Source organism: Bradyrhizobium sp. CCBAU 53421 (assembly GCF_015291625.1).
Lineage (GTDB): Bacteria > Pseudomonadota > Alphaproteobacteria > Rhizobiales > Xanthobacteraceae > Bradyrhizobium.
In genome coordinates this window covers 5878333-5892848 of record NZ_CP030047.1, presented here as the reverse complement: position 1 = coordinate 5892848, position 14516 = coordinate 5878333, and the positions used below count along the sequence as shown (strand labels likewise).

General features: G+C 61.4%; 14 protein-coding genes. All 14 read left to right on the top strand.

The window, feature by feature from the left end:
- Nucleotides 1-538 precede the first annotated feature (538 nt).
- Nucleotides 539-2209, top strand: a complete 1671-nt coding sequence (locus tag XH92_RS28200) for an aromatic/alkene/methane monooxygenase hydroxylase/oxygenase subunit alpha (RefSeq protein ID WP_194455030.1) — start codon at nt 539-541, stop codon at nt 2207-2209.
- Nucleotides 2210-2291: 82 nt separating this feature from the next.
- Complete coding sequence (locus XH92_RS28195) at nt 2292-3332, top strand: 2Fe-2S iron-sulfur cluster-binding protein (RefSeq protein ID WP_194455029.1); 1041 nt, start codon at nt 2292-2294, stop codon at nt 3330-3332.
- A 59-nt stretch (nt 3333-3391) separates the two neighbouring features.
- Nucleotides 3392-4462, top strand: coding sequence for an aromatic/alkene monooxygenase hydroxylase subunit beta (locus tag XH92_RS28190; RefSeq protein ID WP_194455028.1), 1071 nt, complete (start codon nt 3392-3394; stop codon nt 4460-4462).
- A 6-nt stretch (nt 4463-4468) separates the two neighbouring features.
- Entirely contained in the window at nt 4469-4840 is a 372-nt protein-coding gene (locus tag XH92_RS28185) for an MmoB/DmpM family protein (RefSeq protein WP_028345441.1), read from the top strand.
- A 117-nt stretch (nt 4841-4957) separates the two neighbouring features.
- Nucleotides 4958-5980 carry an amidohydrolase family protein gene (locus tag XH92_RS28180; protein WP_194455027.1) on the top strand — a complete coding sequence of 341 codons (1023 nt, stop codon included), beginning with the start codon at nt 4958-4960 and terminating at the stop codon, nt 5978-5980.
- A 6-nt stretch (nt 5981-5986) separates the two neighbouring features.
- Entirely contained in the window at nt 5987-6790 is an 804-nt protein-coding gene (locus tag XH92_RS28175) for a metal-sulfur cluster assembly factor (RefSeq protein ID WP_194455026.1), read from the top strand.
- A gap of 122 nt (nt 6791-6912) precedes the next feature.
- Complete coding sequence (locus XH92_RS28170) at nt 6913-8544, top strand: molecular chaperone GroEL (protein ID WP_194455025.1); 1632 nt, start codon at nt 6913-6915, stop codon at nt 8542-8544.
- 110 nt (nt 8545-8654) lie between these two features.
- Entirely contained in the window at nt 8655-9335 is a 681-nt protein-coding gene (locus XH92_RS28165) for an MIP family channel protein (RefSeq protein ID WP_194455024.1), read from the top strand.
- Nucleotides 9336-9475: 140 nt separating this feature from the next.
- Complete coding sequence (locus XH92_RS28160; protein WP_194455023.1) at nt 9476-9970, top strand: hypothetical protein; 495 nt, start codon at nt 9476-9478, stop codon at nt 9968-9970.
- A 121-nt stretch (nt 9971-10091) separates the two neighbouring features.
- A complete protein-coding gene (locus XH92_RS28155; protein ID WP_246787664.1) occupies nt 10092-12131 on the top strand; it encodes a sigma-54-dependent Fis family transcriptional regulator in 2040 nt (679 codons plus the stop codon).
- A 14-nt stretch (nt 12132-12145) separates the two neighbouring features.
- The gene (locus XH92_RS28150; RefSeq protein ID WP_194455021.1) at nt 12146-12595 is read left to right on the top strand and encodes a hypothetical protein; all 450 of its coding nucleotides are present in this window, start codon (nt 12146-12148) and stop codon (nt 12593-12595) included.
- The gene (locus tag XH92_RS28145; protein WP_194455020.1) at nt 12592-12900 is read left to right on the top strand and encodes a hypothetical protein; all 309 of its coding nucleotides are present in this window, start codon (nt 12592-12594) and stop codon (nt 12898-12900) included. The genes XH92_RS28150 and XH92_RS28145 overlap by 4 nt, the downstream gene beginning before the upstream one ends.
- 8 nt (nt 12901-12908) lie before the next feature.
- The gene (locus tag XH92_RS28140; RefSeq protein WP_194455019.1) at nt 12909-14018 is read left to right on the top strand and encodes a WD40 repeat domain-containing protein; all 1110 of its coding nucleotides are present in this window, start codon (nt 12909-12911) and stop codon (nt 14016-14018) included.
- Nucleotides 14019-14066: 48 nt separating this feature from the next.
- Nucleotides 14067-14252 carry a hypothetical protein gene (locus tag XH92_RS28135; protein ID WP_028345431.1) on the top strand — a complete coding sequence of 62 codons (186 nt, stop codon included), beginning with the start codon at nt 14067-14069 and terminating at the stop codon, nt 14250-14252.
- Nucleotides 14253-14516 lie beyond the last annotated feature (264 nt).

The following is a 14516-nucleotide window of genomic DNA, read 5'->3' as shown; positions in this document are numbered from 1 at the left end:
CTCCGGGCTCGCTTTCCGATTTTGCAGCGCAAACGCTGTTGCTCACCCCGATCCCTCTGCGCTGTCGAAATTCTCATTCTGCAATTTCCGTCGCAATCTGCATCGCCTCCAGCAGCAAGCCGCGCCAGTGTAACGGCTGCGTCGACGCCATGCCCGCGTCGAGACCTCGGAAAGCGAGCTGGCGAGCGGTTCAGACGCGCTGGCACGCCCATTGCAAAGCTCCTGATCACAACAACGCCGACTGCTCCGTCTGGGGTGAGCCGCGACAAGAACGAGGGAAGGGGACGCTTAGCTGAGGGCGCATCATGGGTGGGATGAAACATTGCGATCGAAGGACCGTGGTTCGCGGAAGATCGCTCCTGATCATCGCTGCGGTGCACCACAGTCGTTCCCGAGACCCTTGCCGATATCAAGCGTCCGGCCGTGCAAGCGGCCGCGAGGTGGCCCGTAACGCGCGGGTAAGCACTGCCCGGTCCGCGAAGGTCCAGGCAGGCGGAATATCGATGTGGTTTCTGACCCGATCAGGAGGAAAGACGAGATGTCTGGAACTTTAACACTCAACAAGATCACCGCCCAGCGCGGCATATCCGTCGGTGACGCTGCAAAGAAGATTGCAGATCTCGGATGGAACCCTTCCTACGTCCAGGAAGCGATGACCTTTCCCACGGACTACAAGATCGCGAAGGCGCCGAAGGATCCGATGAAGCAGGTCCTCCGCTCCTACTTTCCGATGCAGGAGGAGAAGGACAACCGCGTTTACGGTGCGCTCGACGCTGCGCTGCGCGGCGACATGTTCCGCAACGTCGAGCCGCGTTGGGTCGAGTGGATGAAGCTGTTCCTGGCGATCATCCCGTTTCCGGAAATTTCGGCCGCGCGATCCATGGCGATGGTCGGCCGCCTCGCTCCTGGTGAAGATCTTCGCACCGGCTTCACGATGCAGATGGTCGACGAGTTCCGTCACTCGACGATCCAGATGAATCTCAAGAAGTGGTACATGGAGAACTACATCGATCCGGCCGGCTTCGATATCACGGAGGAGGCATTCGGAAAGTGCTACGCCACCACGATCGGCAGGCAGTTCGGTGAAGGCTTCATCACCGGCGACGCAATCACCTCCGCGAACGTGTATCTGACCGTGGTCGCCGAAACCGCGTTCACCAACACGTTGTTCGTCGCCATGCCGTCGGAAGCCGCGCGCAACGGTGACTATGCATTGCCGACGGTGTTCCTGTCAGTTCAGTCGGATGAGAGCCGGCACATCGGCAACGGCCACTCGATGCTGATGTCGATGCTGAAGGAGCCGGAGAACCACCTGCTGCTGGAGCGCGACATGCGCTATGCATTCTGGCAGAACCACGCAATCGTCGACGCGGCGATCGGAACCTTCATTGAATACGGCACCACGAACCGCGACAAGACCAAGGAGTCCTATGCGGAGATGTGGCACCGCTGGATCTTCGAGGATTATTATCGCACCTACATGCTGCCGCTCGAGAAGTACGGCATCAAGATCCATCATGACGACGTCCAGACTGCCTGGAAGCGACTGACCGAGAAGCACTACGTCCACAAGGTCGCGCAGTTCTTCGCGGTTGGCTGGTCGGCCAACTTCTGGCGCATCGAGGCCCAGACCGACAAGGACTTCGAGTGGTTCGAGCACAAGTATCCCGGCTGGTATGCGCAGTTCGGCGACTTCTGGAAATGGTACGAGAAGCTGTCGCATCGCGGCCAGACCAACATCCTCTTCAACAGCGATGTCGGCTACGTCTATCCGCATCGTTGCTGGTCGTGCCTGGTGCCCTGCCTGATCCGCGAGGACATGGTCACGGGCGAGATCGACGGCAAGCTCTACACGTTCGCCCATGAGCTCGACCGGTGGACGGCCGTCGAAGCGTTCGCCGGCGAATACCAGGGGCGTCCGACCCCGGCGATGGGACGGTTCAGCGGCCGTCGCGAATGGGAAAGCGTCTACCACAACGTGGATATCGCCGACGCCATCAAGGATCTCGGCTTCGTGCGCACAGATGGCAAGACCCTGGTCGCCCAGCCGCACCTGCGCTTCGACGAGAAGGAAATGTGGACGCTCAACGACGTCCGCGGCCACATCCTGAAGAGCCCGCTGCTCACGCTGCGGGAGATGAGCCCGGCCGACCGGGAGAAGCACCTCGCTGAGTATCGCAAGGGATTCACCATCAATCCCTGCAACTAACCGTGACGGAGGGGCCGGCTCCGGCCGGCTCCCTCCCGATCAATCTCCGGAAGATACGCAAGCCTTGGTTTGAGGAGGCCCTATGGGCACGCCCGCTAATGTCGTTCGCCTGCAACCGGTAGGCATAGAATTCGAGGTCGAGGAGAACGAGACCGTTCTTGACGCCGCCTTCCGCCAAGGCATCGCACTGCCGCATGGTTGCAAGGAGGGACAGTGCTCGGCGTGCAAATGCGTCCTTACCGGAGGCGAAGTAGAGCTCAAGAAATATTCGACGTTCGCCCTCAACGAGATGGAGCGAGGTCAGGACTACATCCTGCTGTGCCGGACTCTGGCCTATTCGGATCTCGAAGTGGAGCTCCTCAACTATGACGAGGAGGTGCTGTCGAAATCGATCCCGGTCAGGGACTTCACGGGCACAGTCACGAGCGTCTCCGCGCTGACCCACGACATCCGGCTCCTCGAGATATCGCTCGCGCAACCTCTGAAGTTCTGGGCGGGTCAATATGTCGACATCACGCTTCCGGGGGCAGAGACGATTACGCGCTCGTTTTCCATGGCAAATTCGCCGATCGAGGGCGAAAAGCTCGCATTCATCATCAAAAAGTATCCGAACGGACGCTTCTCCTCCCGGCTCGACGGAGAGCTCGCCGTCGGAACCTCGGTCGGACTCCGCGGACCCTACGGGACCTGCTTCCGGCGAGAAAACCGGGCCGGAGCCATAGTCCTGGTCGGCGGCGGATCGGGAATGTCGCCGCTGTGGTCGATCCTGCACGATCACATCGAGTCCGGCGAAGCACGGCCGGTGCACTTCTTCTATGGAGCGCGGACGCGCAACGATCTCTTCTATCTCGATCGCTTCGCAGAACTCGCCGCCAGGCATCCGGAGTTCAGCTTCGTCCCGGTACTCTCGCATGCGGCCGACGATACGTCCTGGGGTGGGGCAAAGGGCTTCGTGCACGAGGCCGTCGGAGCGCACCTTCGCAGCGCGGGATATGGCGAAGACGTCGATGTCTATGCGTGCGGACCGTCGCCGATGATCGAGGCGCTGGTGCCGGTGCTGCAGATGAACGACGTCGAGTCGGATCGCATCTTCTTCGACAAGTTCACACCAGCCACCAGCTGAGAGTTTCAAATCGCGACCGTGCCTTTTGTAGAGCCCACCAAGGGAGGAGGAAGACGACCATGACTGCCGTTCAAAGTGTTCCAGCGAAATCCGGTGCAGCAGGCGCTGCGGTGTTTCCGGATTCGGACAGCCGCAAGTACCGGTATTTCGAGCCCCGCAGCAAGCGGGCGACGCACTATGAGGATGTGACCGTAGATGTTCAGCCGGACCCGGAGCGCTACCTGCTGCAGGACTGGATCATCTCCTTCCCCAACGGGAAAGGCGCCTACACCAAGGACAACACGGCCGCGCTGAGCTCGAATTGGCACGCCTTCCGTGCGCCCGACCAGGAGTGGGAGCGCACCCACTACCAGCGCCAATCCAAGATCGAGACCATGGTCCAATCGGTGATCGCCAACGGCCGCAAGTCCGGCGCGCCGAAGGGCTTCGACAAGGCCTGGGTCAAGATCCTGCAAAACCATCTCGGCGCGTGGAAACATGCCGAGTTCGGGCTCGGCACGTCGCTGATGCAGGCTCAGCGCTACGGCTACACCCAGATGATCAACAACGCGACCCTGACGAACTCGTCCTACAAGCTTCGTCTGGCCCAGGACATCACGCTCTATCTCGCCGAGATCGGAATGGACATTCCGGGCTTCGACGACGCCGCGGGCAAGCGGGCATGGCTGGAGGACAAGGGCTGGCAGGGCACCCGCGAATCGATCGAATCGATCATGGGGTCGGCCGACTATCTGGAGCAGTACTTCGCCACCAACATCGTGTTCGAGCCACTGGTCGGCGAGCTGTTCCGCAGCGGCTTCCTGATGCAGGTCGGCTCGCCGAACGGCGATTTCATCACGCCGGCGGTCATTTCGGCGGCCGAGGCCGACTATGAGCGCAATCTCGCGAACACGATCGACCTGATGCATCTGCTGGTGACCGACAATCAGCATGCCGCGTATAACAAGAAGCTGTTCCAGGGCTGGGTGAACAAGCACGTGGCGCTGGCCAGCAAGGCGGCCGCCGGACTGCAGCCGATCTGGTCGCAGCCACATTCGAAACCGGTGCAGTACGCCGACGTCCGCGCGCAGTCGGTCGAGCGCATCAAGAAGATTCTCGGCGAGCTCGGTCTCGTCCTTCCCAAGGAGTAAATTGCAATGTCCGTTGCTTCACGAAGTGCGACCAACCAGAACATCTTCCAGAAGATGGGAGATCTCCGTTTCGAACAGACGATTTCCCATCAGTGCGGCGTCACCATGAACGACAGCGTCGAGGCGCGCGCCATCGCTGAATTCATGGGCAAGAAGCCGAACGTGACCGTGACCTACCAGCCGGCCCTGATCCGCATCGACGGCGAGGGCAAGCTGATCTTCAAGATGGACGAGATCAGCGACATCCTCGGAAAGGACATGACGGCCGAGATATTCGAAGTGAATACCTCGACCCATTACGGCCGGATGGTGCGCATCGACGACAACACGGTGACACTGTTCGGAAACATGGATGAGGTCTTCGAATACATTGAGTGAAGCTCCCTGACTGGGGGCCGCATCCTCAACGGTGTGGCCCCGCTGCTTCCAAAGTGTTCGCGCAGCTACGACGCGTGGATTGATCGAACAGAGCTTATCAAATTCCTGGAGACCATCATGTTCATAACTCCCACGGGCGAGGAAATCTTCGTCATCGACGGTCACACCCACTTCTGGGACGGCAGTCCGGCGAACCAACTCAACATTCACGGCAAGCAGTTCATTGATTGCTTCTACGCCTACCACAGCTCGCTCAGTCCAAAGGACAAGCTCTGGCCCAAGGAGCAATTCGAGAAATACAGCGCGGAGCAGATGTACCGCGATCTGTTCGTCGACGGCCCGGACGACATGGCCATCGTGCAATCGACCTATCTCACGGAATTCTACAAGAACGGCTTCAATACCATCGACCGCAACGCCGAGATGGCGAAGAAGCACAAGGACCGCTTCATCGTCAACGGCGCGTTTGATCCGCGTGATGGCGAGCGGGCACTGGAATATATTCACTACATGAAGGAAACGTTCGGCATCAAGGGCGTCAAGCTATACACCGCCGAATGGAAGGGCGAGTCGCGGGGCTGGAAGCTCACCGATCCGAACGCTTATCGTTGCTTCGAGCTTTGCCAGAAGCTCGGTATCACCAACATCCACGTCCACAAGGGGCCGACCATCATCCCGCTGGACAAGGATGCGTTCGATGTTCACGACGTCGATCACGCGGCGACCGACTTCCAGGGCCTGAACTTCATCATCGAGCATTGCGGGCTGCCCCGGCTGGACGACTTCTGCTGGATTGCCGTCCAGGAGACCAACGTCTATGGCGGCCTGGCGGTCGCGCTTCCGTTCATTCACGGACGTCCACGGTATTTCGCCGAAGTGATCAGCGAATTGCTGTTCTGGGTCGGCGAGGACAAGATTCTGTTCGGCAGCGACTACGCCATCTGGACGCCCCGCTGGCTGGTCGAGAAGTTCTGGAACTTCGAGCTGCCGGAGGATCTGAAGCAGGAGCACGGTGTCGATCTGACGCCGCAAGCCAAGAAGAAGATCCTCGGTCTCAACGCCGCGCGCCTCTATGGCGTGGATGTCGAGGCGCAGAAGGCAAAGCTCGCCAAGGGTGCTTACGCGACCGCGGCGGGATGACATCACATGAATGCGCCGCTCTTGAAGCATGACCGAAGGACCAGCGAGGTGTGGCAGCGCCTCGCGTTGGTCACAGACCCCGAACTCGACGAGTCGGTGACCGATCTCGGATTCGTCGAGTATGTTACCGTCCATGACGATGGCGATGTCGATATCGTGTTTCGGTTGCCGACCTACTGGTGTTCGGCGAACTTCGCGTTCCTCATGGCCGACGACATGCGTCGGGCGGTGTCGTCGCTGCCGTGGGTTCGCGAGGCGCGGCCGCGGCTTCGGGACCATATGGTCGCAGACGAGATCAACCGTGGTGTCCGCGAAGGCAGGTCATTCGCCGATGCACTCAGGGAGTTTGCGCCTGGAGGCTCGCTTGACGAATTGCGGGATAAGTTCCGCCGCAAGGCGTTCGAGCGGCGCCAGGAGGTCATGATACTGGCCTTGCGGGGGCTGGGCTATGAGGATCCGGAGATCTGCCGGATGAGTCTGCGTAGCTTTGACGAGGTCGAGTTCGCTTCGCCGGACGTTGCGCGCCAGAAGCCGCGCTATCGCGAGCTTTTGATTGAAGCAGGCCTCGCCTGCCTCCCGGAGGATCGTGCGTTTGTGGCCTACGAGGGAGCTCCTATCAAACGGCACGAACTGGCGTCCTATCTGCAGCGGTTGCGGGGAGTGCGCATCAATATGGAGTTCAACAGCTCATTGTGCAGAGGCCTGCTTGCCGTCCGCAATCGCGAATTCGACGACGGCAAGCCTGGACCGACGCCGTCACCGTGCGGGGGCTGCGGCAGCCGATGTGCTGCTCCGTCCGGCAGCCCCTGACCCTTGAGAAGCTAGAAGCGTGGGAGCGCGCTTAGCGCGCTGCCCGGAAGCGCCAAGAACCGGAGCGGTCAGCAAGTCCGCCCAATCAGACAACAAGATCCGACCGCCTGGGAGTGAAGCCAATGCCGAAAGTATTACTACATCATACCGAAGCCCGCCGTGCTCTCGCGCGCGGGGTCCAGAAGCTTGCAGCAGCGGTCGAATCGACCCTCGGTCCCAAGGGCATGAACGCGATGGTCGACAGGCCGATCGGCACGCCCATCGTCTCCCGCGATGGCGTCACCATTGCCTCTGAGATCGAGCTGCCTGATCGCTTCGAGAACATGGGTGCGCAGGTGGTGCGCGAGGTCTCGATGCAGACCAACGAGGTCGCCGGCGACGGCACGACCACCGCCATGGTGCTTGCAAATGGCCTCATCCAGGGAGGCGTCGCAGCACTGGAGCGCGGCGCCAAGGCCGTCGATCTCTGCAAAGGGATCGACCGGGCCGTCGAGGTTGTCGTCGAAACCCTGAAGAGCTCGGCAATTGCGGTTTCGGACCGCAAGACGCTGGAGGCGGTGGCCACGATTGCGTCAACCGACGCCCATCTGGGCGGACTGATTGCGGAGGCAGTCCAGCGCGTCGGAAAGGATGGCATCATCAGCTCCGACTACGGGCTGACGACCAGTACGACGCTCGAAGTCGTCGAAGGCATGTCGTTCGATCGCGGTTACATCTCCCATCACATGGTGACGGATGTCGAAAAGATGGAGGTGGTGCTCGATCAGCCCTACATCCTCCTGACCGACTTGAAGATCAAAACGCCGGCCGAGCTGGCGGCGGTGCGTGCGACGGTCGCCGCGACCGGGCGACCGCTTGTCATCGTCGCCGAGGAGATCGCGCCGGAAGTGGTCGTCACGCTGCTCGGCGATGACAATCGCGGCAAGATCCTCGTGGTCAATCCGCCTGATTATGGTCATTGGCGCAAGGCAATGATGGACGATCTCGCCATCATCACCGGTGGCCGGGTCATCGCGCGCGAGCTTGGCGGCAGACTGGAAGAGACCAGCCTTGACGATCTCGGCACCGCACGGCAGGTGCGGGCCAGCGCGCGGGAAACGGTGATCATTCGGGGCGGCGGCGACGATGCGGCGATCGCGGCGCGGCGCCAGCAGGTGGCCAAGCAGCACGATCTGGCACCGCCGAACATCGAACAGGACAAGCTCAAGGAGCGGCTGGCGAAGCTGTCGGGCGGGACCGCCGTGATCCTGGCAGGCGGCGTCACTCCGGTGGAGCAGAAGCGGACGATCCAGTTGATCGACGATGCGCTCAGTGCGGCGCGGGCCGCGGCCGAGGAGGGCATCGTGCCCGGTGGCGGCACCGCGTTGGCGCAGTGCGCGCCGGTGGTGACGCGCGCGCTCGGCAACATCAATGGCGATCTGGGAGAGGGCATCAAGCTGGTGCGTGAAACCCTGTCGCGTCCCGCCGCTTTCATTGCACGGAATGCCGGCCATGATGCGGAGAAGGTCGTGGCCGATCTGCAGAGCTCCCGGTCGGGCGTCGGGTTCGATGCCGCCAACGGCGTATTCATCGACATGGTGTCGGCCGGCATCGTCGACCCCGTCCGGGTGACCTATACGGCGCTTCGAAACGCCGCTTCCGTCGCCACGCTGGTGCTGACCACCAATACCCTGATTGCCGATGTGCCGGAGTATATCGATCCGACACAGGGGCCGGCATTGGGCGGCGGAGCGGAGAAGCTTGGCCGCGCTTGAGGCACGCGTACGCGGCCCGCGTTCCACCGAGCCGTCTCAGGAGACGGCGTGCGCCGCGACCAGGCGGACAGAAATCTCGATATCGAGTTCATCACCAGGGAGGGGGAGTTATGCATAAGTATGTCGCGGAATTCATCGGTACGTTCACGCTGGTGTTCTTTGGCTGCGCGACCGTGATCTTCATGCGGGCCGAGGTCGGCTTGCTGGGCGTGGCGTTCGCATTCGGCCTGTCCGTGGTGGCAATGGCCTATTCGATCGGACATATCTCCGGTGCTCATCTCAATCCGGCGGTCAGCCTCGGGATGCTCGTCGCCGGGCGGATGTCGCCGCGGGATTTCTCCGGCTATATCGTTGCGCAGTTCGTCGGGGGAATCGCGGCTGCGGCCGTGCTGTACCTCATCGCCGAAGGCAAGGTCGGAGGCTACGACGTCGCGGCGAACGGCTTTGGCCAGAATGGCTGGGGCCAGTACGGTGTTCTGTCCGCGTTCGTGTTCGAAGCGTCGGCAACGTTCCTGTTTCTGACGGTGATCCTTGGTGCGACGCAAAACGGAGCGGCGTCTGCTTATGCCGGGTTGGTGATCGGTCTGACGTTGGTCGCGATCCATCTCGCCGGCATTGCCGTGTCGGGCTCATCGGTCAATCCGGCGCGCTCGCTGGGGCCCGCATTGTTTGCTGGCTCCGATGCGCTGTCACAGGTGTGGCTCTATTTTGTGGCGCCGTGCCTGGGGGCCGCACTGTCCGGTTACGTCTTCAAGGCGGGGGTGACGCGCCAGATGGTGGCGACGGCGTGACGTTCGCGATCGCGTGATTGATTGCACCGTGACAACGATCCGGAACGAGTTACAATCTTGAAAGTCCCGGCATGAGCCGAAGGAGGCAGTGTAACAAGCCTCCAGGCTCATCCGATCAGCCGGGCGGGAGGAAAAGGCACATGGTCTACATCATCTCCAAGCGCGACGGTCCGCACCGGGAAGAGGTGGCGGCCAAAGACTTCCTTCAGAAGAACCGCACGACGATCAACGCGCTCGCCAATCATCTGACACTCGGGCGTTGGCAGCAATTGCGCAACCCGACGCCGCCTCCGCAGCCCCAGCCGTCGGGCAAGCTCTGGTCCACGCCGCCGGCTCGCCCAAAAGAGGTCGAGCCTTATGTGCGGATCAGCCATAACGGTCGCGTCGTGATCGCCGATCTCGCATCGGGGCGGCAGCTCGATTTTGTCGGCGAACTGCGCGGCAACGGCCAATCGCGATACTTCGCTCTGGCGACACGGGAGAACGGGATCTTCGAGCCGCTGGACGACGAATTGCACAAGGTCCTGGCCGACCTTGAGGGAGTGAGTGTGCCCGACGAGACGTCGGAAGCCCACTTGGAACAGATCATCTCAGGCCGCCTCGGCCTGGACGCGATCGCCAGAAGCGTCGAATGATCTGCGTGAGCGGAGCCTGCAGGGAGAACGGCCCTGCTGGGATCCGGCTCAGTTCGTGTTTGCCGATCGGGTTGCTGTTTGCCAACGGACGTATGGTGCTCCAATGCTGACGGAAACGCTCATGGCCAAGCCGCCGTTTTCCCTGGAAGGCTACAAACCTTCGGACGCGGAGCAGGGGCGGCCATACGATGAGGGCGAAACCAACAAGGCATGGGAAAATTTCCTGACCTTCGGAGACCTGAGGCGCGAAAACGCTCCGGTGCGCGGCCTCATCGAAGAGTCATGGCAACGCAGTGTCAAGTCCGGGGTCGATGCTCGTGGTAAGGGCAGTAATCTCCTCGCCTCGCCGGACGATCTCTATGAACTGCGTTTGAAGAACGATGACCTGCTTGGTTCGAGCGCCGAGACCTTCCGCCGCATTGCCGAGGTGCTTGGTGATGCCGCGACGATGGTCGTCATCACCGACAGGAACGGCGTCGTGCTGGAGGTCGGGGGCGATCGGCGGACCATTGACGCAGGGCACGATATTCGCCTGGAAGCCGGCGCGGCCTGGGGTGAAGCGGTCACCGGCACCAATGGCATTGGCACGGCGCTGGTCACGGGAAAGCCGGTTCATGTCCATGCGGCCGAGCATTTCTCCGAGGGTATCAAGGCATGGACTTGTGTCGGTAGCCCCATTCGTAGTCCGATAGACGGCAGCATCATCGGCATCGTAGACTTTTCCGGACCTCAGGCAATCTTTCACCGGCACAATGTGGCCTTGGCGGTGGTCGCGGCCCATCACATCGAACTGGCGCTCTCGGAAAAGGTCCGCATCGAGAGAATGCGGCTTCTCGAGGCGAGCATTTCCCGAATGCCGGGAATGAACAGTGCTGACGGGGTCGTCATTCTCGACCGGTTCGGCCGCGTCATTCACCACAACGACATGGCATCCGTGCGCTGGCACCGGATTGCGCAGTCGCACGACTTGAGCATCGGCCAGCGGCTTCTCCCAAGTGACGAGGGCTTTCTGGCGAGAGACCTCGCCAAAGGGCTGCCCGAGGAACTGCGCGAGCAGCGGATCGAGCCGTTGGTGGTCGACGGCGTGGTGAAGGGGGCGATGCTTGTGCTCGTGGCGAAGCCACGCGCCAGTCTTGCCCGGTCCCAGATGTCGCCAGCAGCCCGCGCCGCACTTGTCTCGGCCAAGGAAGCGATCGTTGGATGCAGTGACGCGTTGGTGCAAACGATCGAAAAGATTGAGCGGGCGGCACTTGGACGAACGGCAATCCTGCTCGAGGGTGAGACTGGCGTCGGCAAGGAACTCTTCGCCCGTCTGGTTCACGCCGCAAGTCAGAATACGGGCAAGGAGCCGTTCATTGCCTTCAATTGCGGTGCAGTCTCCAAGGAGCTTCTCGGCGGCGAATTGTTCGGGCATGCGCCGGGCGCTTATACCGGCGCTACGCGCGAGGGCAGGCCCGGGCGGTTTGAGTTCGCCAATGGCGGCGTGCTCAGCCTTGACGAGATCGGCGAGATGCCGATGGACTTGCAGCCTTACCTGCTCCGTGTGCTGGAGGAGCGCGCGGTGTACAGGCTTGGTGACAGCAAGGCGCGACCTGTGGACGTCCGACTCGTAGCGTCGACCAATCGGAATCTGAAGCAGGAAGTGGCGGAGGGACGTTTTCGCAAGGACCTGTACTTCCGGATCGGTGTCGTCAAGTTCACCATCCCGCCACTTCGTGAGCGGCTGGGCGATATCGATATTTTGATCGATCATTTCAACAGGCAATTTGCCGAGACCTACAGCACCCAACCGCTACATTTCGAGGCAACGACGATGGAGTTGCTGCGGCGCTATAGCTGGCCGGGGAATGTTCGCGAACTGCGCAATCTGGTCGAGAACCTCGTGCTGATGACGATCACCGGCATCGTCGCTCCCAGAGATTTGCCGGAGGATTTCGCGGAAGCGGCGTCGGCTGAACCTTCCTCGGTGTCCGTGCAGGCGGCGCATAGCGCAACGGGATCGGAAGGCGACGAGATTGCGCGTTTCGACGAAGTGGAACGGCGTGCCATCGAGAGGGCGGTCGCGAATGCTGGTGGTAACATTGCCGCCGCTGCCGAGAAGCTCGGGCTTTCGCGCGCCACACTGTATCGAAAATTGCACCAATACCGTTCCCGGACCTGAAGGCGGGATGAGGCATGGCGGCTATCTGGGAAGAGCAGAGCGGCGGGGAGGGGACGACCAGGGCTGCGGCAATCGCATCGCAGATCCTTGCGCGCGCAGACCGCGACGTCACTTTCGTGGTGCAACTGCTCGGCGAAAGCCAGAATCTGCTGGTTAGGCATTTCATCGCGTTCATCGAGGTCGAACTTGCAAAGCGCGACATCAGTTACGGCGCGCATCCGTTATTGCGTCCCTTCGTCGAAACGCATGCACGCGAGCTTTCGGAATTCGTCTTGAAGGGAATCGGCTTACGGCACCAGTTCGGCCTTCAGGCCATCGAGACGATGGCCGGCGATCCGGCGCGGTTGCTAAGGGTCGATCTGTGGGACTCCCTGCAATCTCACATCAATGACGCGCAGCAACGCTTTGTATCCGGTGTCGGAGGCCTGCAGCGGATCCTGACTCAGATCGAGGCGGACGCATGAGCGACGATCCTCCGATCCTGATCGAAGTGCTGAAGGAACGATTGGCCGTCGTTCAGGAGATATCGGCCGTTCAATCGCGCAATCTTCTGAACCTTCAGCTTGGCGGTGGGGCGGAGTTCGAGATTCAGGAGATTGAGCGTGAGATTGCCACGACAGGCGCCTCGCATGCGCTCGCCGAGGCGCTTGATGAAGCACGCTCGCGCCTGAAAAACGCAACTGCCGGGATGGCAGCATGCGACGCTCAATGCGCCGTACTGGAACGACGCCTTGAAGATCTTGACAGGCGGATTGCCGCCGGCAGGTGAGACGTTCGATGGACACGATGGAAGCAGAGACTGCAGCGCTTTATGATTTGCTCGGACGGCACTGGATGGTGGGAGCGCCCGTCACCGGTACGGCCTTCGCCGGAGACGGAGTCGCATTTGCGCTCACCGATGGCGCGCTGGCAATCGCTCCGTTGACCGATACCGACCCGCCGGAGGATCGCTGTCGTATCGCGCTGGACGGAGGCCGCGCCACAATCTCGCCGCGGCGGAAACCGGTGCCCCCATTGACGAAGGTGGTCATCAGCGACGCGCCGCTTCATCTCGCCTCGATCGGGCCGTCGGGCTTTGTCGCAAATGAGCGCGGCCGGCTGCTTGGCGTGTCGCCACCCGGCGTCACGCATCTGATAGCGGATCATGGGTCCGCAATCGATCTCGTCGCCCCGGTGCAGGCCGGGGGCATTCTGGCCGCTTCCGGCGGATCGGTCGTATTTTACGATCCCAATGGCGAAGTTGGCTGGCTCCAGGAGCGCGCTGGCGGGAATGCATCGGCACTGGCTGTATCAAGGGACGGTCGGCGCTTTGCGATGGGAGTCGACGATTGCCTGCTTGTTCGTGCCTTCGGGGCACGACCAGAGCCGGTGGCTTCATTCGAGCTCGGCCCAATCTCCAATTTGGCGTGGAGTCCTGATGGAAGCTGGTTGGCCGCATCCATCTTGGGGGCAGGCGTCGTTTTGATCCGCCTTGCCGATGCCCGGATCGTCCGGATTTCCAGCTATCCTGGGAGCACTTCATCCCTGGCGTGGAGCGCGGACTCCCGTGTCCTCGTCACGAGCGGAGCTTATCGAATAATCGCGTGGGACATTTCCAGTCTCAGGGACGACAGCGAGCGGCCGGCCAGCATTGCGACAGGCCGTGCCAGGCTCGTACTCGTCGAGACGGTGGATATGCACGCCGGGGGTCGGCTCATCGCGGCAGGTTACGGGGACGGCATGGTGGTTGTCGCCAAGATCGGGGTATCGGACGAACTGGTCGTCAAGCCACCTGGCGGGGGCGCTGTCCACGCACTTCGATGGTCGGCCGATGGCCAGCATCTTGCATTCGGCTCGGACAACGGGGAGGCGGCGATCATTACGTTTCCCTCCCACATTTTCAAATAGCGGGTCCGCGCCGGAGCGAAAGTCTTCCGCGTCATTAGGAGGGAAACCATGACGTCTACTCGATCGCTAAATGAAGCCGACAGCAAAGATCAGTACTTCAAGGAGCTGGCCGAGCTTTCCGAGCGGATGATCGCCGCGCATGGCAAGGAGTTCTCGATGGGCGCTCTCGTGCTGGCGGCAAGGTTCATCGCAGAAAACAAACCCTTCGAGCGAAGTGCGGCAACGACGAGCTGAACGAAGCCAACGATTCATTGCCGTTGCTACCGGTATTGTGCCGAGCTGAAGAACGAACTGTGTGAGGGGGCGAAACCTCGATGGCAACCGACGCCCGCCGATGATTTCCAGCGGCTTGGTGCAGACGCGCAGCTTTGTGCAGCGAAAAGTCAGTACCCAGCATCGCCGATCTTTGAAGTTTCTCGATCGTGTTCCGACGTAGATGCTCCGCCGCAAGCGGGAACTCGGTACGGAATGCCGTTCAAACGCCACAATCGCAGGACG

Coding starts and splice junctions, on each gene's coding strand:
- XH92_RS28160 (WP_194455023.1), top strand. CDS start 9,476: ATGGTCTACATCATCTCCAAGCGCGACGGTCCGCACCGGGAAGAGGTG.
- XH92_RS28180 (WP_194455027.1), top strand. CDS start 4,958: ATGTTCATAACTCCCACGGGCGAGGAAATCTTCGTCATCGACGGTCAC.
- XH92_RS28185 (WP_028345441.1), top strand. CDS start 4,469: ATGTCCGTTGCTTCACGAAGTGCGACCAACCAGAACATCTTCCAGAAG.
- XH92_RS28195 (WP_194455029.1), top strand. CDS start 2,292: ATGGGCACGCCCGCTAATGTCGTTCGCCTGCAACCGGTAGGCATAGAA.
- XH92_RS28145 (WP_194455020.1), top strand. CDS start 12,592: ATGAGCGACGATCCTCCGATCCTGATCGAAGTGCTGAAGGAACGATTG.
- XH92_RS28135 (WP_028345431.1), top strand. CDS start 14,067: ATGACGTCTACTCGATCGCTAAATGAAGCCGACAGCAAAGATCAGTAC.
- XH92_RS28150 (WP_194455021.1), top strand. CDS start 12,146: ATGGCGGCTATCTGGGAAGAGCAGAGCGGCGGGGAGGGGACGACCAGG.
- XH92_RS28155 (WP_246787664.1), top strand. CDS start 10,092: ATGGCCAAGCCGCCGTTTTCCCTGGAAGGCTACAAACCTTCGGACGCG.
- XH92_RS28165 (WP_194455024.1), top strand. CDS start 8,655: ATGCATAAGTATGTCGCGGAATTCATCGGTACGTTCACGCTGGTGTTC.
- XH92_RS28190 (WP_194455028.1), top strand. CDS start 3,392: ATGACTGCCGTTCAAAGTGTTCCAGCGAAATCCGGTGCAGCAGGCGCT.
- XH92_RS28140 (WP_194455019.1), top strand. CDS start 12,909: ATGGACACGATGGAAGCAGAGACTGCAGCGCTTTATGATTTGCTCGGA.
- XH92_RS28200 (WP_194455030.1), top strand. CDS start 539: ATGTCTGGAACTTTAACACTCAACAAGATCACCGCCCAGCGCGGCATA.
- XH92_RS28175 (WP_194455026.1), top strand. CDS start 5,987: ATGAATGCGCCGCTCTTGAAGCATGACCGAAGGACCAGCGAGGTGTGG.
- XH92_RS28170 (WP_194455025.1), top strand. CDS start 6,913: ATGCCGAAAGTATTACTACATCATACCGAAGCCCGCCGTGCTCTCGCG.